At 66.6% G+C, this 23,452-nt stretch carries 23 protein-coding genes; 9 read left to right on the top strand and 14 right to left on the bottom strand.

Annotated elements, in window-relative coordinates:
- Positions 1 to 3: 3 nt before the first annotated feature.
- The gene (locus ACP16H_RS05020; protein ID WP_425071169.1) at positions 4 to 1,182 is read left to right on the top strand and encodes an aromatic amino acid transaminase; all 1,179 of its coding nucleotides are present in this window, start codon (positions 4 to 6) and stop codon (positions 1,180 to 1,182) included.
- Here ACP16H_RS05020 and ACP16H_RS05015 read toward each other — a convergent pair.
- A complete protein-coding gene (locus tag ACP16H_RS05015) occupies positions 1,179 to 2,108 on the bottom strand; it encodes a LysR family transcriptional regulator (RefSeq protein WP_425071168.1) in 930 nt (309 codons plus the stop codon). The genes ACP16H_RS05020 and ACP16H_RS05015 overlap by 4 nt on opposite strands.
- Before the next feature lie 153 nt (positions 2,109 to 2,261).
- On the opposite strand from ACP16H_RS05015, the gene betC reads away from it, so the two are divergent.
- Positions 2,262 to 3,782 carry a choline-sulfatase gene (gene betC, locus ACP16H_RS05010; RefSeq protein ID WP_425071167.1) on the top strand — a complete coding sequence of 507 codons (1,521 nt, stop codon included), beginning with the start codon at positions 2,262 to 2,264 and terminating at the stop codon, positions 3,780 to 3,782.
- A gap of 11 nt (positions 3,783 to 3,793) precedes the next feature.
- On the opposite strand, the gene ACP16H_RS05005 is transcribed toward betC, so the two are convergent.
- The 4 genes from ACP16H_RS05005 to ACP16H_RS04990 form a co-directional block, all read right to left on the bottom strand.
- Entirely contained in the window at positions 3,794 to 5,098 is a 1,305-nt protein-coding gene (locus ACP16H_RS05005; RefSeq protein ID WP_425071166.1) for a TRAP transporter large permease, read from the bottom strand.
- The gene (locus ACP16H_RS05000; protein WP_425071165.1) at positions 5,091 to 5,600 is read right to left on the bottom strand and encodes a TRAP transporter small permease; all 510 of its coding nucleotides are present in this window, start codon (positions 5,598 to 5,600) and stop codon (positions 5,091 to 5,093) included. Before ACP16H_RS05000 ends, ACP16H_RS05005 begins: the two co-directional genes overlap by 8 nt.
- Complete coding sequence (locus tag ACP16H_RS04995) at positions 5,600 to 6,580, bottom strand: TRAP transporter substrate-binding protein (RefSeq protein WP_425071164.1); 981 nt, start codon at positions 6,578 to 6,580, stop codon at positions 5,600 to 5,602. Before ACP16H_RS04995 ends, ACP16H_RS05000 begins: the two co-directional genes overlap by 1 nt.
- A gap of 111 nt (positions 6,581 to 6,691) precedes the next feature.
- The gene (locus ACP16H_RS04990) at positions 6,692 to 7,873 is read right to left on the bottom strand and encodes a LysR family transcriptional regulator (RefSeq protein ID WP_425071163.1); all 1,182 of its coding nucleotides are present in this window, start codon (positions 7,871 to 7,873) and stop codon (positions 6,692 to 6,694) included.
- 160 nt (positions 7,874 to 8,033) lie between these two features.
- Here ACP16H_RS04990 and ACP16H_RS04985 point away from each other — a divergent pair, with 160 nt between their 5' ends.
- From ACP16H_RS04985 to ACP16H_RS04970, 4 genes are all read left to right on the top strand, one after another.
- Entirely contained in the window at positions 8,034 to 8,765 is a 732-nt protein-coding gene (locus tag ACP16H_RS04985; protein WP_425071162.1) for a PIG-L deacetylase family protein, read from the top strand.
- 15 nt (positions 8,766 to 8,780) lie between these two features.
- Entirely contained in the window at positions 8,781 to 9,740 is a 960-nt protein-coding gene (locus ACP16H_RS04980; RefSeq protein WP_425071161.1) for a VOC family protein, read from the top strand.
- Positions 9,741 to 9,901: 161 nt separating this feature from the next.
- Positions 9,902 to 10,573: a 4-carboxy-4-hydroxy-2-oxoadipate aldolase/oxaloacetate decarboxylase gene (locus ACP16H_RS04975; RefSeq protein WP_425071160.1), complete on the top strand. Its 672-nt coding sequence runs from the start codon at positions 9,902 to 9,904 to the stop codon at positions 10,571 to 10,573.
- Positions 10,566 to 11,633: a 4-oxalomesaconate tautomerase gene (locus ACP16H_RS04970; protein WP_425071159.1), complete on the top strand. Its 1,068-nt coding sequence runs from the start codon at positions 10,566 to 10,568 to the stop codon at positions 11,631 to 11,633. The genes ACP16H_RS04975 and ACP16H_RS04970 overlap by 8 nt, the downstream gene beginning before the upstream one ends.
- Before the next feature lie 63 nt (positions 11,634 to 11,696).
- Here ACP16H_RS04970 and pheS read toward each other — a convergent pair whose 3' ends face one another.
- A complete protein-coding gene (pheS, locus tag ACP16H_RS04965) occupies positions 11,697 to 12,770 on the bottom strand; it encodes a phenylalanine--tRNA ligase subunit alpha (RefSeq protein ID WP_425071158.1) in 1,074 nt (357 codons plus the stop codon).
- A gap of 249 nt (positions 12,771 to 13,019) precedes the next feature.
- Between pheS and ACP16H_RS04960 the strand changes: the two genes are divergently transcribed.
- Positions 13,020 to 14,027: an OmpA family protein gene (locus ACP16H_RS04960; protein WP_425071157.1), complete on the top strand. Its 1,008-nt coding sequence runs from the start codon at positions 13,020 to 13,022 to the stop codon at positions 14,025 to 14,027.
- Positions 14,028 to 14,395: 368 nt separating this feature from the next.
- Here the strand turns inward: ACP16H_RS04960 and rplT are convergent, their stop codons facing one another.
- The 4 genes from rplT to pyk form a co-directional block, all read right to left on the bottom strand.
- Complete coding sequence (rplT, locus tag ACP16H_RS04955) at positions 14,396 to 14,764, bottom strand: 50S ribosomal protein L20 (protein ID WP_425071156.1); 369 nt, start codon at positions 14,762 to 14,764, stop codon at positions 14,396 to 14,398.
- A gap of 22 nt (positions 14,765 to 14,786) precedes the next feature.
- Positions 14,787 to 14,987, bottom strand: a complete 201-nt coding sequence (rpmI, locus tag ACP16H_RS04950; protein WP_425071155.1) for a 50S ribosomal protein L35 — start codon at positions 14,985 to 14,987, stop codon at positions 14,787 to 14,789.
- A 153-nt stretch (positions 14,988 to 15,140) separates the two neighbouring features.
- Positions 15,141 to 15,365 (bottom strand): hypothetical protein, encoded by a 225-nt coding sequence (locus tag ACP16H_RS04945; RefSeq protein WP_425071154.1) that lies wholly within the window; start codon positions 15,363 to 15,365, stop codon positions 15,141 to 15,143.
- A 119-nt stretch (positions 15,366 to 15,484) separates the two neighbouring features.
- Positions 15,485 to 16,930 (bottom strand): pyruvate kinase, encoded by a 1,446-nt coding sequence (pyk, locus tag ACP16H_RS04940; protein ID WP_425071153.1) that lies wholly within the window; start codon positions 16,928 to 16,930, stop codon positions 15,485 to 15,487.
- Positions 16,931 to 17,103: 173 nt separating this feature from the next.
- On the opposite strand from pyk, the gene ACP16H_RS04935 reads away from it, so the two are divergent.
- On the top strand, positions 17,104 to 17,841 hold the full coding sequence (locus tag ACP16H_RS04935; RefSeq protein WP_425071152.1) for an N-formylglutamate amidohydrolase: 738 nt from the start codon (positions 17,104 to 17,106) through the stop codon (positions 17,839 to 17,841).
- Between the two features lie 11 nt (positions 17,842 to 17,852).
- Positions 17,853 to 18,167, top strand: a complete 315-nt coding sequence (locus ACP16H_RS04930) for a DUF1244 domain-containing protein (protein ID WP_425071151.1) — start codon at positions 17,853 to 17,855, stop codon at positions 18,165 to 18,167.
- A gap of 86 nt (positions 18,168 to 18,253) precedes the next feature.
- Here ACP16H_RS04930 and ACP16H_RS04925 read toward each other — a convergent pair whose 3' ends face one another.
- The 4 genes from ACP16H_RS04925 to leuS all read right to left on the bottom strand — a co-directional run bounded on the left by ACP16H_RS04925 (position 18,254) and on the right by leuS (position 23,125).
- Positions 18,254 to 18,838 carry a glutathione S-transferase family protein gene (locus ACP16H_RS04925; RefSeq protein ID WP_425071150.1) on the bottom strand — a complete coding sequence of 195 codons (585 nt, stop codon included), beginning with the start codon at positions 18,836 to 18,838 and terminating at the stop codon, positions 18,254 to 18,256.
- A gap of 177 nt (positions 18,839 to 19,015) precedes the next feature.
- Entirely contained in the window at positions 19,016 to 20,044 is a 1,029-nt protein-coding gene (gene holA, locus ACP16H_RS04920; protein WP_425071149.1) for a DNA polymerase III subunit delta, read from the bottom strand.
- Positions 20,041 to 20,532, bottom strand: coding sequence for an LPS assembly lipoprotein LptE (lptE, locus tag ACP16H_RS04915; RefSeq protein ID WP_425071148.1), 492 nt, complete (start codon positions 20,530 to 20,532; stop codon positions 20,041 to 20,043). The genes holA and lptE overlap by 4 nt, the downstream gene beginning before the upstream one ends.
- A 37-nt stretch (positions 20,533 to 20,569) precedes the next feature.
- Positions 20,570 to 23,125, bottom strand: a complete 2,556-nt coding sequence (leuS, locus tag ACP16H_RS04910) for a leucine--tRNA ligase (RefSeq protein ID WP_425071147.1) — start codon at positions 23,123 to 23,125, stop codon at positions 20,570 to 20,572.
- Positions 23,126 to 23,452 lie beyond the last annotated feature (327 nt).

The following is a 23,452-nucleotide window of genomic DNA, read 5'->3' as shown; positions in this document are numbered from 1 at the left end:
GCGATGTTCGAAGCCGTCGAGGACTACCCCGTCGACCCGATCATGATCGGCATGGACCTCTTCGCGCAGGACCCGCGCAAGGACAAGCTGAACCTGACCGTCGGCATCTACGAAGACGCCGAGGGGCGCACCCCCGTCCTGAACGCCGTCAAACAGGCGGAACGGCTGCTGGTCGAACGCCAGGAGACCAAGGCCTACACCGCGCTGACCGGCGATGCGGCCTATTGTGACACGCTGGGCGACGCCCTGTTCGGGTCGCTGCACGACGGGGTGGTGACGGCGCAGACGGCGGGCGGCGCGGTGGCGCTGCGGGTGGCGGCGGACCTCTTGGCGCAGATGCCGTCGCGCCCGACGGTCTGGGTGCAGACACCCACCTACGGCAACTACATCCCGATCCTGAACGCCGCCGGAACGCCCTGGCAGGCGGTGCCCTACTACGATCAGGCGCGCGCCCAGGTCACCTTTGACGCCATGCTCGACGGGCTGAAGGCCGCCCGCCCCGGCGATCTGTTCCTTGTCCAGGGTGTCTGCCACAACCCGACCGGCGCCGACATGACGCCGGAACAGTTCGACGCGCTGCTCGATCTGCTGGAGGCGCGCGGCATCGTGCCGTGGATCGACCTCGCCTACCTCGGGTTTGCCGACAGCTTTGACGCCGATTGCCAGATGGCGCGCAAGGTGCTGGCGCGCTTTGACGAGAGCATCGTCTGCATCACCCTGTCGAAAAGCTTTGGCATCTACCGCGACCGCGCCGGGGCGCTGTTCCTGAAAACACGGCCCGCGCAGCGCGCGCGGGTCAAACGCGCCATCACGGCGATCATCCGGTCCAACACCTCGCACGCGCCGGACCATGGCGCATCGGTTGTGCGGACCATCCTGGGCGACTCCGCTCTGAAAGCCCTGTGGCTCGGGGAGCTGGACGCCATGCGCACCCGCGTCGCCGGAGTGCGGCAGGACATCGTGCGCGAGGCCCGCGCGCGGCACAACCGCGACGACCTAGATTTCCTCGCCGGTCAGCGCGGCATGTTCTCGCTCCTGCCCGTGACCACCGCCGAGGAAGAGGCCCTGACCCGCGATCACGGCATCCATGTGGTCAAGGGCGGTCGCGTCAACGTCGCCCGCCTGCGGGGCGGCGATGTGGCGACGCTGGTCGACGCCGTCTTTGTGGTAAAGGCCCTCTAGCCCCGCGCAAAGGTCTGGCGCAGCCAGTCCAGCACCCGGCCCGCATCCGGGTTGGACCGGCCCGACACTGCCCGCAGCACGTAGCCCCGGCGGCTTTGCAGCCGCTCCGGCACCGCGCGCACCAGCCCTGCATCGGGCGCATCGAGGTCCACCAGCCCCTCCCAGCACAGCGCCACGCCCAATCCCGACCGCGCCGCACGGATCACGTGGTCGAAGGAGTTGAAGGCGATCACCTCGCGCCGCTGGCCCAAGTCGACGCCCAGTTCCGCCAGCCATTGCCGCAGGCTGTACCACGGCGCGTCCTCCCGCGCCGCAAGGTCGATGAACGTCGCCTTGGGCAGGTCCGCCGCCCGCATCCCCGGATGCCGCGCGGCATAGTCCGGGCTGCACACCGCCGAAACCGTTTCGCGAAACAGCAGCACACCCCCTGATCCGAACGCTGGCCCCGGCGCGGAACAGTCCTCCATGCGGATCACCAGATCGGCCCCCGGCACCTCGCGCGGGTCGGGCATCTGCCGGGTCAGCACCGAAATCGCCACCCCCGGAAAAGCCGCGTTCAGCGAGGCGAACTCCGGCAGCAGCAAGAAGCTGGCAAAGGCGATGTCGGTCAGGATCACCACCTCGGCCCGTCCCCGCTCGCGGGAATAGCGGTCAAAGGCATCGGACGCCTCGGTCAGGGGACCATTCAGCGCGGCCATCAGGGCCACGCCGTCCGGGGACAGCGACACGCCGCGCCGTTCGCGCACCAGAAGCCTGCGGCCCAGACTGTCCTCCAGCGCCCGCATCCGCTGGCTCAGGCGCGGCTGCGACAACCCCGCCTCGCGCGCCGCCGCCGACAGCTGCCCGCTGCGCGCGACCAGAAGGAACAGGCACAGATCGGCGCTGTAGCGCCCAAGGTTGGCATAAGGATTCCGAATGTCTGGCATAACACGTATCCCCAAGACGTCTTTGCCCTGTATGGGTAACGTCCCGGCGACACCCGTGCCATTGCGAATATCTTCTTTCCGACGAATTGCCGCGACGGCGCGCGCCGGGCGCGGTAGAATCCCGCCGACGACCTCATGCCTTGCAAGGACATCATGACCCCCACGCGCCGCCCCAACATCCTCATCATCATGGTCGACCAGCTGAACGGAACGCTGTTCCCGGACGGCCCTGCGGACTTCCTGCATGTCCCGAACATCCGCGCCCTTGCCGACCGGTCCGCGCGGTTCCGGAACAGCTACACCGCCTCGCCGCTGTGCGCGCCGGGGCGGGCGTCCTTCATGTCGGGGCAGTTGCCCTCGGTCACGGGCGTCTATGACAATGCCGCCGAGTTCGCGTCGAGCATCCCGACCTACGCCCACCACCTGCGCCGCGCGGGCTACCACACCTGCCTCTCGGGCAAGATGCACTTTGTCGGCGCCGACCAGCTGCACGGTTTCGAGGAACGCCTGACCACCGACGTCTACCCGCCCGATTTCGGCTGGACGCCCGACTACCGCAAACCCGGCGAGCGCATCGACTGGTGGTATCACAACATGGGCTCGGTCACCGGCTCGGGCGTGGCCGAGATCACCAACCAGCTGGAGTACGACGACGAGGTCGCCTACCACGCCACGCGCAAGATCTATGACCTTGGCCGCCGCCACGACGACCGCCCGTGGTGCCTCACCGTCAGCTTCACCCACCCGCACGACCCCTACGTGGCGCGGCGCAAGTACTGGGATCTTTACGAGGATTGCGCCCATCTGATGCCCGAGGTCGGCGATCTGGGCTATGACAATCAGGACGCCCATTCGAAACGCATCTTCGACGCCAACGACTGGCGCAACTTCGACATCTCCGAGGATGACATCCGCCGCTCGCGCCGCGCCTATTTCGCCAATATCTCGTATCTCGACGACAAGATCGGCGAGATCATGGAGGCCCTGCGCGGCACCCGGCAGGAGGAGGACACCGCGATCCTCTTCGTCTCGGATCACGGCGACATGCTGGGCGAGCGCGGCTTGTGGTTCAAGATGAACTTCTTCGAAGGCTCGGCGCGCGTCCCGCTGATGGTCTGCGCCCCGCAGGTCCCCGCAGGCCGCGTTGATACGCCGGTCAGCAACATCGACGTCTGCCCGACGCTGTGTGATCTGGCGGGCGTGGACATGTCCGAGGTCATGCCCTGGACCGAGGGCCAGTCGCTGCTCCCCGTAGCCAATGGCGTTGCGCGCGGCCCGGTGGCGATGGAATATGCCGCCGAGGCGTCTTATGCACCGCTCGTCGCCCTGCGCGAAGGCCGGTGGAAATACACCCGCTGCGCGCTGGACCCCGAGCAGCTGTTCGACCTGGACGCCGATCCGCACGAGCTGACGAACCTCGCAGGCGACCCCGCCCATGCGGAAACCCTGACACAGTTCCGCACCATGGCCGACGCGCGCTGGAACCTCGAACAATTCGACGCCGATGTCCGCAAAAGCCAGGCGCGGCGCTGGGTGGTCTACGAGGCGCTGCGCAACGGCCAGTATTTCCCGTGGGACTACCAGCCGCTGCAAAAGGCCTCCGAGCGCTACATGCGCAACCACATGGACCTCAACGTGGTCGAGGAAAACGCCCGCTACCCGCGCGGCGAATAGCGCAGGCGCCCTCAGCCAAACATGCTGTCGGGGATCCAGAGCGCGATCCCCGGCACCGCGATGATCGCCAGCAAGGTCACGATCATGGCGATCAGAAAGGGAACCACCCCGGCAAAGACCGTCGCCAGCGGCACATCCCCCGCCACGCCGCGCACGACAAAGACGTTCAGCCCGACCGGAGGCGTAATCATGCCCATTTCGATCACGATCACCGCCACCACTCCGAACCAGATCGGGTCGAACCCGAGTCCAAGGATCACCGGGTAGTAAATCGGGATCGTCACCACCAGCATCGCCAGCCCGTCAAGGAACATCCCCAGCACCACGTAGCTGAGCAGGATGACCACCAGCGTGCCATAGGGGCCAAGGCCAAAGGCCGTCAGCATGTGCCCCAGCGCCGCCGGAATGTCGGTGATGGCCAGAAAGGGGTTCAGCACGTTCGCACCGACGACGATCATGTACAGCATGGCCGAGGTCTTGACCGTGTCCCCCACCGCTTTGGTGAAGGCGAACCTGTTCAGCTTGCCCGTGGCCAATGCCAGCAGGATCACGAGGCCCGCACCGATGCCCGACGCCTCGACCGGGGTGAACATGCCCAGGTAGATGCCCCCGATGCTGACGAGGATCACCGCCAGCAAAGGCGCGGCTTTCAGGAACAGCGCGAACCGCTGCGCAAAAGGCACCGCCTCGCCGCGCGGCCCCCTGGACGGATCGCGCCATGTCACCACCCAGATGGCCACGATGAACAGCACCGACATCAGCAGCCCCGGCAGGATACCCGCCATGAACAGCCGCCCGATGCTTTCCTCGGTCAGGATGGCGTAGATCACGAACCCGGTAGAGGGCGGGATCAGGAAGCCCAGTGTGCCCCCCGCCGCGACGGCCCCGGTGGCCAGCCCGGAGGCATAGCCGAACCGTTTCATCTCTGGCAGAGCGACGCGTCCGATGGTGACGGCGGTCGCCACCGACGACCCCGACACGGCGGAAAACGCCGCGCAGCCGATGACCGAGGCCGAGGCCAGCCCACCCCGGAACCGCCCGACCCAGGCATGTGCGGCGTCGTAAAGCGCGCGGGAAAACCCCGCCTCGGAGGCGATATTGCCCAGCAGGACGAACATCGGCACGACGATCAGGTTGTAGTTCGACACGCTCGAATAGGTCTCGGTGAACAGGATCGCCGAAGCGCGGCGCAGCCCGTCCATCCACCAGACGCCGAAAAAGCCGGTCAGCAGCATGGCAAAGGCCACGGGCGTGCGCAGGATCATCAGCGCGAACAGCCCGCCAATGCCCAGCACGCCGATCATTACGTCAGTCATGGGTCCATCCCAGCAAAAGCGCCCCGATCTGCGCGCCAAAGACCAGTGCGCACAACGCCATGCCCGCAAAGATCGCGCCGTAGACCGGCCAGAGCGGCAGCTCCAGCATATTGGTCACGTCACCGAACGCGGCGGCCTCGGCGGCCTTGTCCCAGGCGCGTTGACACAGGTGCCACAGCACCGTCACTGACAGCACACGCGCCAGGACATCCCCGAACGCCCGCCCCCGGCGACCCAGCGGCCTGTCGAACAGATCGACCCGGACGTGATGGTTCCCGGCGGTGGTCAAGGGCAGCGCCAGCATGGCCAGCGCCACGGCGATCAGTTGCACGATCTCGTTCACGCCCAGAAGCGGTGCCCCAAAGGCATAGCGCAGCACGACACCCGCGCAGACGGTGACGACCATGGCCAGAAGGCACAGCCCCGCCCCCACCGCCAGCCACAGCGGCGCCCGGGCAAGTGACCTTGCCCAGGCGGGTGCAGCAGGTGCAACCCCTGCCATCACTCGGCCTTCATCGCATCGACGATGGCCTGCGCGCCTGCGCCGGTCTCGGCGACCACCTGCCCCACGATGGGCGCGGACAGCGTGTTGAAGGCCTCGGCCTCGGCGTCCGACAGGCGGATCACCTCGCCGCCCATGTCCTCGAAGGCCGCGATCCCGCCCTCGGCCACCTTCAGCTGGGTCTGGTTGGCCAGAAAGGACGCTTCCTTGCCGGCCTCCAGAACCGCGGCCTGCTGGTCGTCGCTCAACCCGCCAAAGGCATCGCGGTTCGCCACGATGAAGAACGGCGAATTGGTCGCGTCAAAGCCCAGCGTCAGGAATTTCGCCACTTCGCCCAACCGAAAGGGGCGTGTCGCCGTGGTGTCGATCATCGCGCCGTCGATCACGCCGGTCTGCATCGCGTTGTAGATTTCCGTCACCGGCATGGACACCGGGTTCGCGCCCCATGCCTCCACCTGCAGGCCCGCATTGCGCGAGGGCACGCGGATGTTCATCCCCTTCACGTCCTCGGGCGCACGCACGGCCTTGTCACGGGTGTACAGCACGTTGGGCGCCGACGACCACAGCGACACCAGCTCCACGCGGCGGTATTCACCCTTCAACAGGTCGATGTTGTCCCACAGGTCCTGCGTCCCGGTCTCGGTCCGCGTGACACCCGGCAGTTCGGCGCTCAGTGTCAGCGGAAAGGACGAGGCGGTGTAGCCCGGCAGCGAAATGGCGAAATCCGCCACGCCGTCCATGGCGCGGTTCACCTGCTCCACCGGCCCCGGCCCCAGTTCGCCGCCGTTGTACAGCTTGACTGTCACCTCGCCGCCGGTCTTCTCGGCCACCCTGTCGGCAAAGGGCTGGAACGCGCCCGCAACGTAGGGATGCCCCGGCGGCATGAAGTTGGCAAAGCTCAGTTCCTCGGCCAGGGCGCTGGTGGCCCAGACGCCGGACAACAGGCTGGCGGCGGCACAGAGGGTGGTGACGATACGCATGGTGGGTCCTCCCGATGGTCCCCCGCACGGGGGATGAATGGTGCCATCGGACGTGCCAGAGAGATCGGCGCCATGGCCAATTCAAGGCGGCGGCTGCGGGATAAGCCTGCGCTATAGCGGCGCCAGATCGGCGGCGGCGGCGCGCAGCTGGCTTATGAACTGCGCCTGCGCCGCCGTCGGCAGCCAACCCGCCCGTGTGGTCAACCCGATGGCGCGCGCGGGCCAGTCCACCCGCACGTCCAGAGGCACCAGAAGCCCCGCCGCCACCTCCGCTTCGGCCTGCCGCGCCGAGATGCAGCCCAGCAGGTCCGAGCGCCGCAACAGCTCGCGCATCATCAGGATAGAGCCGCATTCCACCAGACTGTCCGGCAGCGCCAGCCGTCGGCTTTCGAACAGCGCGTCGAACTGCTCGCGCGAGGGGGTGCCGGGACGCGGCACCGCCCAGGGGTGCTGCACCAGCACATCCAGATCCACGGGGCCGCCGCACAGCACGTGCCCGGGCCGCGCCAGCACCACCAGCCCGTCATCGAACAGCGTCTCCTGCACCACGTCCCCGATGGGCAGCGGATCACGCATCGCGCCGATCAATACGTCGATCTCGCCCCGCCTCAGCCTGGCCAGCAACGCATCATAGGTGCCGTCGATCACCGTGATCCGCTGCTTTGGCCGCAGCAGCCGGAACCGGGCCAGCGCCTGCGGCAGCACCACGGAGCGCGACAGCGGCAGCGCCCCGATCACGATCCGCCCCACCTCGCGCCCGTCAAAGTCCGCAAGTTCGGATTCCGCCTGATCGAATTCCGTGAACGCCAGCCGCGCCGCCTGCGCCAGATCCTGGCAGGCCCGGACGGGCACCATGCCAAAGGACGTGCGCTCGAACAGTGCCCGGACGGCATCGCGCTCCAGCTGGGTGATGGCGCGATGGACCGTGGGCTGCGCCACGCCCAGCGCCCGCGCGGCAAGCGTGAAGTTCTGCGCCTCCGTCATGGTGATCAGCGCCTGCAACTGCGGGGCGCTCGCGGTCAGCACAAGGCGTGGCGACACATCGCCCAGCGCAACATCCAGCCGCTCCATCGCGCGGCGCAGACGCCCGTCCAGCAGCCGGCCCCGCTCGGTCAGGAAAAACCCCTGCCGCGTGCGATCGAACAAGGCGCCGCCCGCCTCCCGTTCCAGCTTGGTCAGCGATTGCGTGACGGCGGGCTGCGACACGCGGCACCGCTCTGCCGCCAGCGTCGGAGACTGCAGGTCCGCCACCGCGAGGAACACCCGAAAATGCCTGAGATTGCGCGACAGCATCCGAATCCCCGCCTTGTCCCACTGGTTCCCCTGTTGCCACGCGCCAGCGGCCCGGACCACCGGCTATAGCCAAAACTTATCCAACCAACGCGGAAATGAAATTGCGCCGCAGCGCAATGCCATGGGATGCCTGCACGGCATCTACAGCCGGAGAGCCCTCATGACATCACCCCGAACCGCCCTCGTCATCTCGGCCCACGCCGCTGATTTCGTCTGGCGCTGTGGCGGCGCCATCGCGCTGCACGCCGAACAGGGGGTCGAGGTCACCGTGGCCTGCCTGTCCTTCGGCGAACGCGGCGAGAGCGCGCGGCTCTGGAAGGAAGGCAAATCGCTGGACGAGGTCAAGGCCATCCGCCGCGCCGAGGCAGAGGCGGCGGCGGACGCGCTGGGGGTCACGCGGCTGGAATGCTTCGATCTGGGCGACTACCCGCTGCACCTCGATCGGGACGACAAGTTCAGGCTGGTCGATCTGATCCGCGCCGTGCAACCCTCGTGGATGATGTCCCACAGCCAGTATGACCCCTACAACACCGACCACATGTACATGACGCAGGTCGCGCTGGAGGCCCGCATGATCGCGCAGGCTTGGGGCCACAACCCCGGTGAAAAGGTGCTGGGCGCGCCGCAGCTTTACCTCTTCGAACCGCACCAGACCGAGCAGATGGGATGGAAGCCCGACACCTTCCTCGACATCACGCCCGTCTGGGACAAGAAGCGCCGCGCCATGGAACACATGAACGGCCAGGTCCACCTGTGGGACTACTACACCCGCGTCGCCCAGCAACGCGCCAACCATTTCAAGCGCAACTCGGGCGGCCAGTCCGGCGGGCGCGATTGCCAGTATGCGGAGGGCTTCCAAAGCGTGTTCCCGCGCTGCGTGGACAGCCTCTGAGGGAGGGGAATACAGATGACCGTGACCAACCCGAGCTTCGACATCGCCCACCTCGGCCATGTGGAAATGCTGACCGACAAATACGACGAGAGCCTCGACTTCTTCACCCGCGTCTACGGGTTGCACCTGTCGCGCGAAGACGAGACCAGCGCCTACCTGCGCGCCTGGGACGACTACGAGTTTCACACGCTGAAACTCACCCGCGCCCGGACGACAGGGGTGGGCCACATCGGCTACCGCTGCGCCTCGCCCGAAGCCCTGGAGCGCCGCGTCTCGGTCATCGAAGCCTCGGGCTACACGACCCACGGCTGGGTCGACGGCGACCTCGGTCACGGACGGGCCTTCCGGTTCGAGGACCCCTTCGGCCATGTCTTCGAACTCTACTACGACACCCGCTGGTTCGAGCCGCAACGGGACGCCGACCGCGCCGCGCTGAAGAACACCGCCTCCGCCTTCACCGGCGCCGCACCGCGCCGGCTGGATCACCTCAACCTGCTGTCCAGCGACGTGACCGAATTCCGCCGCTTCATGGAAACCTGCCTCGGCAGCCGGGTGACGGAATACATCCAGCTGGACAACGGCCGGATCGGTGGCTGCTGGTTCACCGTCAACAACAAGACCTACGACCTCGCCTGCACCGAGGAGCACGGGCGCGGCAACGCCCGCCTGCACCACATCACCTACGCCACCGACCAGCGCGAAGACATCCTGCGCGCCGCCGACATCTTCCTGCAGAACGGCGTCCACATCGAAACCGGCCCGCACAAGCACGCCATCCAGGGCACCTTCTTCCTCTATGTCTGGGAACCGGCGGGCAACCGGGTCGAACTGGCCAACGCCGGCGCCCGCCTGATCCTCGCCCCCGACTGGCAACCGGTCTGCTGGACCGAAGCCGACCGCAGGAAGGGTCAGGCCTGGGGCCTCAAGACCATCGAGACTTTCCACACCCACGGCACGCCGCCCGTGGCGGACTGAGCCGGGGCTCTGCCCCGGACCCCGGAGGTATTTGGACCAAGAAGAAGAACAAGAAAGCGAGCCTGCTGCTTCTTCTTGGTCCAAATACCTCCGGGGGTGAGGCCCGGAACGGGCCGAGGGGGCAGCGCCCCCCTGCCACCCCAAGACAAGGGAGACCCGCCATGGGGATCGTCAGGCAACACATTGACCGCGCTCCGAAGGATCTGATTGCGCGGCTCGGAGCGGCGGGCGTCGCCACGGTGCATGAATCGCAGGGCCGCACCGGTCTGATGGGCGCGCAGATGCGGCCAATCCAGCAGGACGTGTCCTTCGCGGGGTCCGCGGTGACCATATCCGCCGCGCCGGGTGACAACTGGATGCTGCATGTCGCCATCGAGCAGTTGCAGGAGGGGGACATCATGGTGCTCGCCCCGACCTCCCCTTGCGACATGGGCTATTTCGGCGACCTTCTGGCGACCTCGGCCATGGCGCGGGGGTGCCGCGCGCTGGTCATCGACGCCGGGGTCCGGGACACGCGCGACCTGCGGGCCATGGGGTTTTACGTCTGGTCCACCGCGATCTCCGCGCAGGGCTGCATCAAGGAGACGGTCGGTTCCGTCAACGTGCCCGTGGTCTGCGCCGGGGCTGTCGTGAACCCCGGCGATGTGATCGTCGCCGATGACGATGGCGTCTGCGTGGTGCCTCGGGCCAATGCCGAAACCGTCATGACCGCCGCGCAAAAGCGTCTCGACGCCGAGGAGGCCAAGCGCCAGCGCTTCGCTTCCGGTGAACTGGGCCTCGACATCTACGACATGCGCGGACGACTGGCCGAAAAAGGTCTCAGATATGAGTGATTTTCAGGACGGCATCCCCTGCCTCTGGATGCGCGGCGGCACGTCGAAAGGCGGCATCTTTCTCGCCTCCGACCTGCCCTCCGATCCCGCCCGGCGCGACGCGCTGCTGATGCGCATCATGGGCACCCCCAGCGCGACCCAGATCGACGGCATGGGTGGCGCCGATCCGCTGACCTCCAAGGCGGCGATCCTCGCGCCCTCGACCCGCCCCGACGCGGATGTGGACTATCTCTTCCTGCAGGTCTTCGTGGATCAGGCCATCGTCAGCGACGCGCAGGCCTGCGGCAATATCCTGGCCTGTGTCGGCCCCGCCGCCATCGAACGCGGGCTGGTCGCCGCGCAGGACGGCGAGACCCCTGTGCGCATCCACATGCTGAACACCGGCGAGGTCTCTGTCGCGCGGGTGCAGACACCGGGCGGGCGGGTCAGCTATGACGGAGACGCCCGCATCGACGGTGTCCCGGGCCAGCATGCGCCAGTGCCGCTGATGTTCACCGGACTGGCCGGGTCGATGTGCGGGGCGATGCTGCCCACGGGCCGCGCGGTCGACCTGATCGAGGGCACCCGCGTCACCTTGATCGACTTCGGAATGCCCTGCGTGATCGTCAGGGCCACTGACCTTGGCGTCGCGGGCGCCGAGGATCGCGCCACCCTCGACGGCAACGCCGCTCTGAGGGCCCGGGTCGAGGCGATCCGCCTGCAGGCCGGTCCCTTGATGGGTCTGGGCGATGTGAGCGGGAAATCCGTGCCCAAGATGGTCCTTGTCTCGCCGCCGCAGGCCGGCGGCGTGGTGACCACGCGCTGCTTCATTCCGCACCGCTGCCATGCCTCCATCGGGGTCTTTGCCGCCACCACCGTCGCCGCCGCCTGCACGCTGGCCGAAGGACCGGCGGCAGAACTCGCGGTGCTGCCCGACGACACCCGCTTTGCCATCGAACACCCCGGCGGCGCGGCGGAGGTGCTGCTGGACCGCGCCCCCGATGGCACCATCACCGGCGCGGGCACGCTGCGCACGGCCCGAAAACTCATGGACGGGCGCGTCTTCCCGGCGCCCGCCTGACAGCACCGCAGACAGCAAAACGCCGGGGCAAAACCCCGGCGTTTTCCATTCAGAACCAGGCCTTCAGCGCGAAAGGCCACCGTGCAGCGTCGGCACGTCCAGCGACGCAAACCCGTAATGCCGCAGCCAGCGCAGGTCGCTGTCAAAGAAGGCGCGCAGGTCGGGGATGCCGTATTTCAGCATCGAGATCCGGTCGATCCCCATGCCAAAGGCAAAGCCCTGCCACTCTTCCGGATTCACCCCGGCAGCGCGCAGCACCTTGGGATGCACCATCCCCGAGCCCAGAACCTCCAGCCAGCCATCGCCCTGGCCGATCTTCAGCTGGCCATCTTCCCAAGAACACTGGATGTCCACCTCGGCCGACGGCTCGGTGAAGGGGAAGTGCGAGGCGCGGAAGCGCGTCTTGATCCCGTCGATCTCGAAGAAGGCGGAGAAGAATTCTTCCAGCACCCATTTCAGGTTCGCCATCGAGATGTCCTTGTCGATGGCAAGGCCCTCGACCTGGTGGAACATCGGCGTGTGGGTCTGGTCGTAGTCGGCGCGATACACACGTCCCGGCGCGATCACCCGGCAGGGCGCGCCGTGCTTTTCCATGTGCCGGATCTGCACCGGCGAGGTATGCGTGCGCAGCACATGCGGCGGGCGGTTATCCCCCTCGGCGCGGTGCATGTAGAACGTGTCCATCTCGGCCCGCGCGGGGTGATGCGAGGGGATGTTCAGCGCGTCGAAATTGTAGAAATCCGTGTCGATCTGCGGCCCTTCGGCCACCGAGAACCCCATCTCGGCAAAGATCGCGGTGATCTCTTCGGTCACCTGGCTGATCGGGTGGATCGTCCCCTGCCGCTGCGGGCGCACCGGCAGAGTCACGTCCAGCCATTCCGTCCGCAGGCGCTCGTCCAGCGCCGCATCGGCCAGCGCGGCCTTCTTCGCCGTCAGGGCGGTGTTGATCTCGTCCTTCAGCGCGTTCAGCGCGGGGCCGGCCGTCTGGCGCTCTTCCGGGCTCATCTTGCCCAGCTCGCGCATCATCAGGCTGATCTCGCCCTTCTTGCCCAGCGCCTGGACGCGCAGGTCCTCCAGCGCACCCTCGTTCGAGGCGCCCGAGATCAGCTCCAGGTATTTGCCGCGTAGATCGTCCATCGCGCTCTCCTTTGGTCTTGGTCGCCTGTTAGCCGGGGCAGGTCGCAAGGGCAAGGGTCAGAGACCCGCAGGCACCCTGCTTGACCCATGTGCGGTGCATTAACCGCCCGTTAACCAAATTCACAAATCCTACCAAGTGTCGCGTTGACCTATGGTAAATCGCCCAGATCATGATACCCTACCTAAAAGTAGAGATTTGCACGACACCTTCGGATAGCGAAGGGGCATTGGTTAAAGGGGATGAGCAGAATGCGTGAGGACGCAGGCGGCGCCGTTGTGCGCATGATGACCTATACTCTGGCCGGTATGGCGGTGGCCACGGCGGGATATGTCGGGCTGGGGCTGCCGCGAAACGACGGCAGGGCCGATGCGGCACCGCAGGTCGCATCGTTCCAGCCCGCCGCACAGGCCGCCCCCGTTCAGATCGCCCCCGTCCAGATCGCCCCCGTCCAGATCGCCTACACCGATCAACAGTCATCGCGCCCGCCGGGCCTCTCCGCCCCGGCTGTCGATGCCAGACCTCAGCCCCGCCCGGTCTGGACCGAGCCCGTCGTCCACATGACCAAGAACGCCCCGCCGGATACCTCTTTCGACGGCGAAGACCTCGTGACGCGCGGCAGTGCCTCTCCGCTCGCCTCCGAGCCCGCCAAACCGCTGCGCCTGAAGGCTACAGCGGATGCCACGCCTGCGACCACGCCGGAAACCCCGTCGGACACCCTCCCCGGCACGGACCAGCGCGTCATCCTCTCGTCTAACAGCCCGCAGGTGCAGCCTCTGGCCGCGTCGCGCATCCCCGCAACGCCGCCCATAGCCCGTCCTGCCGCGCTCACCCACCCGCTACCGGACACATACGACAGCCACGCTGCCCTCCAGATCCCCGCCAGCACTGCCTGCGTCGCCGAGCTGCAACAGGTGGCCGACCGCACGCGCATCTACTTCGACGAGGCCTCTTCGGCGGTGACCGGCGAGGGACGGCTGCGCATCGCCGCCTTTGGCCGCATGCTCCGCGCCTGCCCCGCCGCGCAGGTCACGATCTACGGCTTCACCGACCCGACCGGGAACCCGACAGCCAACCTCTCGCTCAGCTGGCAGCGGGCGCGCAACGTGCATGACACGCTGATCGCCCAGGGCATACCCGCCAGCCAGGTCACCGCGAAATCCCACCTCGAAGGCCACAGAGAGAACTGCGAACACTACGACGTGGTGGACCGCCGCGTCGAATTCGAAGTCACGCAACAGCCCACCGGGCGCGGCTGACAGCCCCGCACCCATCAACGCCCGAAAGGCCAGCTTCCCGTGATCATGGTTGACCGACCGCGAGCATGGCCGTTGACCAAAACCCTGATCCGCCGCCTGCCGCGCGCCTGCCTCACCGGACGTGAGCCGATCACCGTCGGGGCAAGCCTCACCTGCCGACTGGCCCCGTCTGGCCCAGTCTGGCCAGCCTGCCGGGCACCGGCATGCCGCTGCAAGTCGTGACGCGATCACCCTCCCCCGTCGGTCGACGACCGTGGCGCCTGCGCGCGGGGCGGTTCGATATGGTCGAGGCCACATAGGACAACAGCTGAAACGCGAAAGGGCCGCCCCAACTGGGACGGCCCTTCCGTATTCTCTGCTCGAAAGGCTTACGCCGCTTCCAGCGCGCCCTTGGCCTGAGCGACGATGGCAGCGAATGCCTCCGGCTCGTGCACGGCCAGGTCGGCCAGGACCTTGCGGTCGACTTCGATGCCAGCCTTCGACAGGCCGTTGATGAAGCGCGAATAGGTCAGCGATTCGTCGTTCAGACGAACAGCAGCGTTGATCCGCTGGATCCACAGCGCGCGGAACTGGCGCTTGCGGGCCTTGCGGTCGCGGGTTGCATACTGGTTCGCCTTGTCGACTGCCTGTGCCGCCACCTTGAAGGTGTTCTTGCGGCGGCCATAGTAACCTTTGGCCTGGTCGATGATTTTCTTGTGGCGCGCGTGGGTGACGGTACCGCCCTTGACTCGGGACATATCTGTATCTCCTGACTAGCGGTTAGCGGTCGTAGGGCATGTAGCCCTTGACGATCTTCGCGTCGGGGGCCGACAGGGTCGTCGTGCCGCGCGCGTCGCGGATGAATTTCTTGTGGCGCTTGATCATGCCGTGGCGCTTGCCCGCCTGGCCAGCGATGATCTTGCCGGTCGCCGTGACCTTGAAGCGCTTCTTGGCGCTCGACTTCGTCTTCATCTTGGGCATTTCGGATCTCCGTTCTTGGCGCGACTCGGCATGCCTAAGAAGGCCGGCCGCGCGGTTGGAGCGCGCCCTATACGAAGGACCGGAGGGTTTGGCAAGGGTCAATTCCCGCACCTTCCCTCACCGGGAAGGAATCCGGGCCAGCTCAGGGCCAGCTCAGGGCAGGATGCGGGCAATCGTTCCGTAGATCAGTTCCGGCATCTGGTCCAGCGAGTAGCCACCGGGCTTCATGCGCCAGGCCCAGACCGCCAGAGCGCAGCCTATGAACAGCAACAACGTCCCGATGACGGGCAACCGTTTGTCCGACCATGCCGACAGCAGCGCGGGAATGGACAGAACCACCAGCAGCATGCCGCTCACCAGTGCCGTATCGCTATCCATGCCCGGTTCCCCTTCCCTGCCGCTTTGCCAGCTTGGCAGGGCCGGAGCGGCAAGGCAAACCCCGAAAGCAAAAAGACCCCGGACCGTGGTCCGGGGCCGTTCATGCCGTGTTGCGACGATCACTCCGGATCGGTGCGGAAGATCAGTCGTTCGTCGCAGGGGGCCACGCGCAGGATGTTCGTCGTCCCCGCCTGGTTGAAAGGCACACCCGCCGTCACGACGATCTGGTCCGTCTCGGTGGCAAAGCCCAGCGCCCGCGCCGCACGCGCGGAATTGACCACCGCCTGCTTGAACCGCTCCAGCTCGCCGGCGATGACGCATTGCACGCCCCAATGCAGGGTCAGCCGCCGCGCGGTGCCACGCTGCGGCGTCATGGCGATGATCGGCACGCGCGGACGCTCGCGCGAGGTCAGCGCCGCCGTGGTCCCCGAGGAGGTAAAGCAGCAGATCGCCTTGATGTCGGTGGTTTCCGCGATTTCACGCGCCGCCGCGACGATACCGTCCGCGATGGTGTGCCGCGCCGCCGAGCGCGACGCCTCGATCACGGACCGATAGGTCGGATCGCTCTCGACCGACTTCGCCACGTTGTCCATGGTCGACACCGCCTCGATCGGGTACTGGCCCGCCGCCGATTCCGCCGACAGCATGATCGCGTCGGTGCCCTCGTAGATCGCGCCGGACACGTCCGACACCTCGGCCCGCGTCGGCATCGGGCTCTCGATCATCGATTCCAGCATCTGCGTTGCCACGATCACCGGCTTGGCCGCCGCGCGGCACTTGCGCACCAGGCGCTTCTGGATCGGGGGCACGGAGTGCACCGGCAGTTCCACGCCAAGATCGCCCCGCGCCACCATGATCCCATCCGCCGCCGCGAGGATCGCGTCGAAATATTCGACCGCCGAAGGCTTCTCGATCTTGGCCATGACCGCCGCACGGCCCCCGGCCAGCTGACGCGCTTCCTCGACATCCTCGGGACGCTGCACAAAGGACAGCGCCAGCCAGTCCACGCCCAGCGCACAGGCGAATTCCAGATCCCGGCGGTCCTTCTCGGACAGCGCCGCCAGCGGCAACACCACGTCGGGCACGTTCACACCCTTGCGGTTGGAAATCGTCCCGCCCGCCTCGACCGTACAGGTGGCGTGCTCCTTGTCGCAGTCGGTGACGCGCAGGCGGATCTTGCCGTCGTTCACCAGCAGATGCGCGCCGGGCTCCAGCGCGGCGAAAATCTCCGGGTGCGGCAGTTGCACGCGCGTGACGTCACCGGGGGTGTCATCCAGATCCAGACGGAAGGTCGCGCCCCACTCCAGCTCTTCGGAGCCGTTCTTGAACTCGCCCACCCGCAGCTTCGGCCCCTGAAGGTCGGCCAGGATGCCGATCGGGCTGTCCAGGTCCTTCTCCACCTGCCGGATGATCTTGTGCCGCGCCTCGATATCCTCATGGGTGCCATGCGACATGTTCAGACGGAACACGTCCGCCCCTGCCTCGTGCAGCGCGCGAATCATCTCGTAGGTCGAGGAAGCCGGGCCCAGCGTGGCCACGATCTTTACATTACGGTCGCGTTTCATATGTCCCTGCCTTCCTCACATCGGTCCAGTGGCGCGCGCGGCAGTACGTTACCGCTAACACGCCCGGCTTATCGCGTATTTCCGCAGCACACGCAACGGAACATCCCTTTTCGTCGTCCATTTTCATCCGCGTGCCCATCGCCTAGATGTAACGGGACAGAGATGACGAGACCATGACCTACCAGCCATTCTTTATCGAAGGGGAAACGCGGCCCTCCCGTTTTCTCATCACCTGTGACCATGCCACGAACGTTGTCCCGCCGGACTGCGGCGGCACGCTCGGCCTGCCCGAAACCGACATGGCCCGCCACATTGCCTATGATCCGGGCGCCGCGGGCGTTTCCCGGGCACTGGGCAAAGCGCTCGACGCCCCGGTGATCCTGTCCAACTTCTCGCGCCTCGTGATCGACCCCAACCGGGGCGAGGATGACCCCACGGTCCTGATGCGCCTCTATGACGGCTCGGTGATCCCCGGCAACCGCCCCACCGACGGCCACGAGAAGGAACGCCGCCTGAACGCCTACCACCGCCCCTATCACGCGGCGCTGGAACGGCTGGCGGGTCGGCAGCCCGATACGGTGATCGTCGCGGTGCACAGCTTTACCCCGCAACTGCGCGGCCGTCGCCCGCGTCCCTGGCACATCGGCATCCTGCACGCCTGGGACGCCCGCCTGTCCGATCCGCTGATCGCCACACTCGAAGCCCAGCCCGACCTCGTGGTCGGCCGCAACGAACCCTATCCCGGCCACCTGCCCGGCGACAGCATCGACACCCATGCCCTGAAACACGGACGCGCCAACACGCTGATCGAACTGCGCCAGGACCTGATTGCCACGCCCGACCAGCAGCAGGACTGGGGCGAACGTCTCGCGCCGATGCTGGCCGAGGCTCTTACCCACGTCAAAGCCTGAGGAGACCCAAGATGGACGACCAGACCCGCCTCGAAATCGAAGCCGCCGCCTTCCGCCGCCTGCGCCAGCACCTGATGCAGGACCGGCCCGACGTGCAGAACATCGACCTGATGAACCTCGCCGGCTTCTGCCGCAACTGCCTCAGCCGCTGGTATCAGGAGGCCGCCAACGAGCGCGGCATCGACATGTCCAAGGACGCGGCCCGCGAAATCTACTACGGCATGCCCTACGACGACTGGAAAAACCTCAACCAGACCGAAGCAGGCCCGGAAAAGCAGGCCGCCTTCGAAAAGGCCTTCAAGGAAAACGTCACCGACAAGGCCTGACGGCCACCCGGACCTGCGGCCCAGAGGGGGCAGCGCCCCCTCCCCGGTCGCCGGGGCCACGGGTCACAGGTCACGGCGAAACCAGGCTACCCCAGCGCCTTCTGAAAGGCCGGACGGTTGCGCAGCCGGTCGAGATACTCGGCAAAGGCGGGGATCGGTTCGGGGAAGTTCGCGGTATGTGCCCAGCCGCCGCAATGGCCAAGGATGAAATCCGGCACCGTCAGCGCCTCGCCCATCAGGAACGGCCCCGTCACCTCGGCAAACAACGCCTCCACCGCGCGGGCAAAGTCGCTGCGGCAGGTGGCCTTGACCTCGGGCACCCGGTCTTCGGGCATCAACACGAACGTGTGCCGCGTGGCGAACCACAGCGGCGTCTCGATCTCGTCCAGCACGCGAAAGGTCATGGCATCCTGAAGCGCGCGCTCAACGGTTCCCGCAGGCGCGGTGAACTGCCCGTGCCGGTCCGCAAGGAACGTCAGGATCGCCGCGCTGTCGCGGATGCAGGTGCCGTCCACCTCCAGCACCGGCACCTTCCCGGCGGGCGAAACCGCGCGGATCTCCTCGGACTGCGGCGCCGACGGCACATGCCTGTACGCCTCCCCCAGCTCTTCGAGCATCCACAGGACGCGAAAGGCGCGGCTGCGCACAGCGCCGTGGACCGTGTAAGCCATGTCTACTCCCAATGGTAAGATCAACCGCTTGATACCGCAATCATTGTCCCGGAGGCGCGAAAGTCAGGCAAGCATCGCTTTACAGCACAGGCGGCTTGTCGCCCATGCCCGTAGGGCAACTGCCCCCCATACCCATAGGGCAACTGCCCCGCCAAGGCACCCAGCATCAGAAAAGGCTCAGCGCCGCCCCGCCAGATGCGCCAAACGGACAAAGGCACGCTCCACCAACGCCAGCGCCGGTGCCTTCTGCCCCGCCGACCGCAGCGTCAGGTCGGTGTCCATCAGCAGGGTCAGCGCCTGCTCCAGCCGGTCCACCGACCAGCCCTGCGCCTGTCTCAGGATGCGATCCCGGCGCTGGCCGTACAGCGGCGGCCTCAGCCGCCCGATCCCCGCCGCCGGTCCCCCCTGCGCCGAGGCCAGCGTATACAGCGTCCGGAAATGCCGCGTCCCCATGATAAGCAGCGTCACCGGAGTCACGCCCTGCGCCGCAAGCCGCTGCATGATCGGGGCAATCTCCCCCGTCCTGCCCTCGGCCAGAACGTGAAACACGTCGTCCATATCCGCCTCGACCGAAGCCGGGGCCATCAAGTCCACGTCTTCGACCGACAGCGGCGCGGTGTCCCCCAGCTTGTACAGCGCGACCTTCTCCAGCGTCTTGCGAAAGTCGCCCGGCGTCAGTTCCCGGCCCAGCACCTCCAGCGCGCCCATGGCGTCCCGCCCGACCTCTGCGATCCCGGCGCGCTTCAGTTCGTCCTCGATCTCCGACCGGGTCAGCGGGTTGTCGTAAAGCGCCGCCGCCAAAGCCTTTTTCGAACTCTCGAACAGCTTGCGCACCGCCGAGGTGTTCTTCAGCGCGCCCGCCGTGACGATGATCGTGGCATCCCCCTCGCGCCAGTCGTCCAGCGCGGTCTTCACCACCGGCGCAAGGTCGTTGCTGACCTCTTCGACCAGCACCGCGCGTGGCCCGGGAAAGAACCCCACCGCCTTCACCGCGTCCAGCAGCGCCGCCTTGTCGGACTTCAGATCGCTGCCGGTCAGCCGGGTAAAGCGCATCTCCGCCTCGCCCTCCGGCCCGATCAGCGCCAGCACCATCTCCTGCCGCTTCAACGCGACCTTCATGGTGTCCTCGCCATAGATCAGCACACCCGGCACCTTCGGGTCGGGCTTGCGAAAGAATCCATCGGCCTCGCGCGGGGACAGCTTCATGAGGCGCTGTCGGTAAAGTCCGGCGCATTCAGGATCAGGTCGTCGATCACCTGGTCCGCAAGGATCACCATCAGCCTTTCGCGCGCATCCCGATAGGCCGCCCGCGTCGCCACGGTCGACCCGGTGGTGGAATACCCGGTAAAGGCATTGGTCCGCCCCTCGTGCAGGACCTTGCCCGTCGCCTTGTCCTTCAGCGCAAAGAACGCCCGCCCGACCAGCCGCACCCGCGTCGTGTTACCGGTCGATGTGATCGCAATATCCTGCGGCGTCATCTGCAATTGCAGGGACAGGTCATAGATCGCCGTATCCCGCACGCGCCCCAGCCGCTCTTCGAACCGCTGGTTGAAGATATAGGCCTCGTCGCCGCCCGGTGCGGGCAGCGCAATGGCCCCCAGCAACTGGGTGCCGCCGCCCTCCGGCCCGTAAACCGGGGTAAAGCCGCAGCCCGCCAGCACCAGAAGCCCCAACAGGGCTGCACGCCGGGCCATGCACCGGCTCTGGCCCGGCGCCGTCTTCCTGTCAGTCTCAGACCACCACATTCACGATCCGCCCCGGCACCACGATCAGCTTCTTCGGCTGGCCCCCGTCGAGGGCCTTCACCACAGCATCGTGGGCAAGGACGAGCTTTTCAACCTCTTCCTTGGGCATGTCCTTCGGCACGTCGATCTCGCCGCGGCGCTTGCCGTTCACCTGGATCGGCAGCGTCACCGTATCCTCGACCAGCATCGCCTCGTCCGGCTTGGGCCAGGGCGCATCGGCAATCAGCCCCTCGCCACCAAGGATCTGCCACATCTCCTCCGCCAGGTGCGGCGTCATCGGGGACATCAGCTGCGCCAGCGTCTTTGCCGCGAACCGTTTGGTTTCGGTGCCTGCGCGCGATTTCGACAGCGCGTTGGTAAAGGCGTAAAGCTTTGCAATCGCCGCGTTGAAGCCAAAGGATTCCACGCCGGACGTCACATCCTGCATCGCCTTGTGGGTTTCCTTGAGCAGCGCCGCGTCTTCCGGCGTCTCCGGCACATCGGACTCCGCCACCTCGGCGGCGATGCGGTAGACCCGCGCCAGATGCTTCGCCGCGGCCTCGGCCCCGGCGGCGGTCCATTCCACGTCCCGCTCGGGAGGCGAATCGGACAGCACGAACCAGCGCGCCGTGTCCGCGCCGTAGGTGGCGATGATGTTCATCGGGTCGACGACGTTGTTCTTCGACTTCGACATCTTGGCCGAGGGGATGATCTCCACCTCCGCGCCATCCTTGAGAAAGCCCTTGCCCTCGCGCAGCTCCACATCCTCGGGATAGTGGTAGACCGGGCGGCCCTCGGCGTTCTTCGTCTGGTAGATCGCGTGCGTGACCATGCCCTGCGTGAACAGCGCATTGAACGGCTCGGCGGCGGTCTCCGGCAGGTGGCCGGTGCGGATCATCGCCCGCGCAAAGAAGCGCGAATAGAGCAGGTGCAAAATCGCGTGCTCGATGCCGCCGATGTACTGGTCGACGTTCATCCAGTACTTCGCGTCTTCCATGTCCGTCGGGGTCTCGGCGCGCGGCGCGGTGAAGCGCGCGTAATACCAGGACGAATCGACGAAGGTGTCCATCGTGTCGGTCTCGCGCTTCGCAGGCTTGCCGCAGGACGGGCAGGCACAATCGCGCCAGGTCGGGTGGCGGTCCAGCGGGTTGCCGGGAATGTCGAACGACACGTCATCGGGCAGCGCGATGGGCAGGTTTTCCTTCTTCTCCGGCACCACGCCGCAGGTCTCGCAATGCACCACCGGGATCGGGCAACCCCAATAGCGCTGACGGGACAGGCCCCAGTCGCGCAGGCGGAACTTCTCGACGCCCGTGCCCAGACCACGCGCTTCCATCCAGTCGATGGTCACGTCCACGGCCTCTTGCCCGGTCGCCTCGTCCAGCCCCGCGAAGTGGTTCAGCCACTTCACCTTTTCCGACTTGAGCGGGATGAAGGCGGTGTCCGTCACCGGCTTCGGGTCGCTCAGCGACAGGAAGGTATCCTTCACCGGCAGGCCATACTTGCGGCAGAAATCCAAATCGCGCTGGTCATGCGCGGGCGAGCCAAAGATCGCCCCGGTGCCGTAATCCATCAGGATGAAGTTCGCCACCCAGACCGGAATTTCCCACGACAGATCAAGCGGATGGCGGACCTTCAACCCGGTGTCATAGCCCAGCTTCTCGGCCTTTTCCAAAGCCTCTTCTGTGGTGCCACCCTTGCGCATCTCCGCCACGGCAGCGGCCAGACCCGCGTCGTCCTTCTCCAGCGCCTTGACCAGCGGATGATCGGGCGACAGACCCAGGAAAGACGCCCCCAGAAGCGTATCGGGCCGCGTCGTATAGACATCCAAAGTGTCGACCCCATGCGTCGGCGCCGTCAGCGACCATGCGAACTGCAACCCGCGCGAGCGACCGATCCAGTTGGCCTGCATGGTCTTCACCTTGGCGGGCCAGTCGTCCAGCCCTTCCAAAGCGTCCAGCAGCTCCCCCGCCATGTCGGAGATCTTGAAGAACCACTGCGTCAGTTCCTTGCGCTCCACCGGCGCGCCCGAGCGCCAGCCGCAGCCGTCGATCACCTGCTCGTTGGCGAGCACGGTCATGTCGACCGGGTCCCAGTTCACCACGGCGTTCTTGCGATAGACCAGCCCCTCGGCCAGCATGTCGATGAACAACGCCTGCTGCTGGCCGTAATACTCCGGGTCACAGGTCGCGAACATCCGCGACCAGTCGAGCCCGAAACCAAGCGGCTTCATCTGGCCCACCATGGTCTCGATATTGCCGTAGGTCCAATCCTTCGGATGCCCGCCGGACGCCATGGCTGCGTTCTCCGCCGGCATCCCGAAGGCGTCAAAGCCCATCGGGTGCAACACGTTGAACCCGTTGTTCTTCTTGTAGCGCGCGATCACGTCACCCATGGTGTAGTTGCGCACATGGCCGATGTGGATGCGGCCCGAGGGATAGGGGAACATCTCCAGCACGTAATACTTGGGCTTGCCGCCCTCGCGCGTGGCCTTGAAGGTCAGGGCCTCGTCCCAGGCCTTCTGCCACTTCGGTTCGATGCTGGCGGGATCATAGCGCGACATGGGCAGGCTCCGGACGGCTGGGAAAGAAACTGTTATCGCGCCGCGTGATAGGCCTTAGAAAGCCGATCGTCCAGTGCCAGCATAAGCCCTTGATTCTGAACAGTTGCGGATTGCGGCCCCAAATTGCCGGCTGACAATTTGCCCCCGCAACCCGACCCGGACGCCCTGACGACGCCCGCCAAAGCCGCGCCCCCCTGCTTCTTTGGTTTCGAAAATACCTCGGGGGCATGGGGGCAGCGCCCCCATCCGCGCGGGCCGACAGGCCCGCGCCGGGGGCGGTTGGGGGGCCCAAACACAAACCCACCCCCCAAAAACCATAAAAATAGA

This window comes from Sagittula sp. S175 (genome assembly GCF_049800975.1).
In the GTDB taxonomy this organism is placed as follows: Bacteria; Pseudomonadota; Alphaproteobacteria; order Rhodobacterales; family Rhodobacteraceae; genus Sagittula.
The sequence above is the reverse complement of the archived record's forward strand: the minus strand, read 5'-3'. Positions and strand labels throughout refer to the sequence as shown.

Bases quoted from the DNA above. Each gene is read 5' to 3' on its own strand.
- ACP16H_RS04975 (WP_425071160.1), top strand. From the start codon at position 9,902: ATGGGGATCGTCAGGCAACACATTGACCGCGCTCCGAAGGATCTGATT.
- rplT (WP_425071156.1), bottom strand. From the start codon at position 14,764: ATGTCCCGAGTCAAGGGCGGTACCGTCACCCACGCGCGCCACAAGAAA.
- pheS (WP_425071158.1), bottom strand. From the start codon at position 12,770: ATGGACGATCTACGCGGCAAATACCTGGAGCTGATCTCGGGCGCCTCG.
- lptE (WP_425071148.1), bottom strand. From the start codon at position 20,532: ATGGCCCGGCGTGCAGCCCTGTTGGGGCTTCTGGTGCTGGCGGGCTGC.
- betC (WP_425071167.1), top strand. From the start codon at position 2,262: ATGACCCCCACGCGCCGCCCCAACATCCTCATCATCATGGTCGACCAG.
- holA (WP_425071149.1), bottom strand. From the start codon at position 20,044: ATGAAGCTGTCCCCGCGCGAGGCCGATGGATTCTTTCGCAAGCCCGAC.
- ACP16H_RS04985 (WP_425071162.1), top strand. From the start codon at position 8,034: ATGACATCACCCCGAACCGCCCTCGTCATCTCGGCCCACGCCGCTGAT.
- ACP16H_RS05020 (WP_425071169.1), top strand. From the start codon at position 4: ATGTTCGAAGCCGTCGAGGACTACCCCGTCGACCCGATCATGATCGGC.
- ACP16H_RS04990 (WP_425071163.1), bottom strand. From the start codon at position 7,873: ATGCTGTCGCGCAATCTCAGGCATTTTCGGGTGTTCCTCGCGGTGGCG.
- ACP16H_RS04980 (WP_425071161.1), top strand. From the start codon at position 8,781: ATGACCGTGACCAACCCGAGCTTCGACATCGCCCACCTCGGCCATGTG.
- ACP16H_RS05015 (WP_425071168.1), bottom strand. From the start codon at position 2,108: ATGCCAGACATTCGGAATCCTTATGCCAACCTTGGGCGCTACAGCGCC.
- ACP16H_RS04945 (WP_425071154.1), bottom strand. From the start codon at position 15,365: ATGGATAGCGATACGGCACTGGTGAGCGGCATGCTGCTGGTGGTTCTG.
- ACP16H_RS05000 (WP_425071165.1), bottom strand. From the start codon at position 5,600: ATGGCAGGGGTTGCACCTGCTGCACCCGCCTGGGCAAGGTCACTTGCC.
- ACP16H_RS04935 (WP_425071152.1), top strand. From the start codon at position 17,104: ATGACCTACCAGCCATTCTTTATCGAAGGGGAAACGCGGCCCTCCCGT.
- ACP16H_RS04930 (WP_425071151.1), top strand. From the start codon at position 17,853: ATGGACGACCAGACCCGCCTCGAAATCGAAGCCGCCGCCTTCCGCCGC.
- rpmI (WP_425071155.1), bottom strand. From the start codon at position 14,987: ATGCCCAAGATGAAGACGAAGTCGAGCGCCAAGAAGCGCTTCAAGGTC.
- ACP16H_RS04960 (WP_425071157.1), top strand. From the start codon at position 13,020: ATGCGTGAGGACGCAGGCGGCGCCGTTGTGCGCATGATGACCTATACT.
- pyk (WP_425071153.1), bottom strand. From the start codon at position 16,930: ATGAAACGCGACCGTAATGTAAAGATCGTGGCCACGCTGGGCCCGGCT.
- ACP16H_RS04970 (WP_425071159.1), top strand. From the start codon at position 10,566: ATGAGTGATTTTCAGGACGGCATCCCCTGCCTCTGGATGCGCGGCGGC.
- leuS (WP_425071147.1), bottom strand. From the start codon at position 23,125: ATGTCGCGCTATGATCCCGCCAGCATCGAACCGAAGTGGCAGAAGGCC.
- ACP16H_RS05005 (WP_425071166.1), bottom strand. From the start codon at position 5,098: ATGACTGACGTAATGATCGGCGTGCTGGGCATTGGCGGGCTGTTCGCG.
- ACP16H_RS04995 (WP_425071164.1), bottom strand. From the start codon at position 6,580: ATGCGTATCGTCACCACCCTCTGTGCCGCCGCCAGCCTGTTGTCCGGC.
- ACP16H_RS04925 (WP_425071150.1), bottom strand. From the start codon at position 18,838: ATGGCTTACACGGTCCACGGCGCTGTGCGCAGCCGCGCCTTTCGCGTC.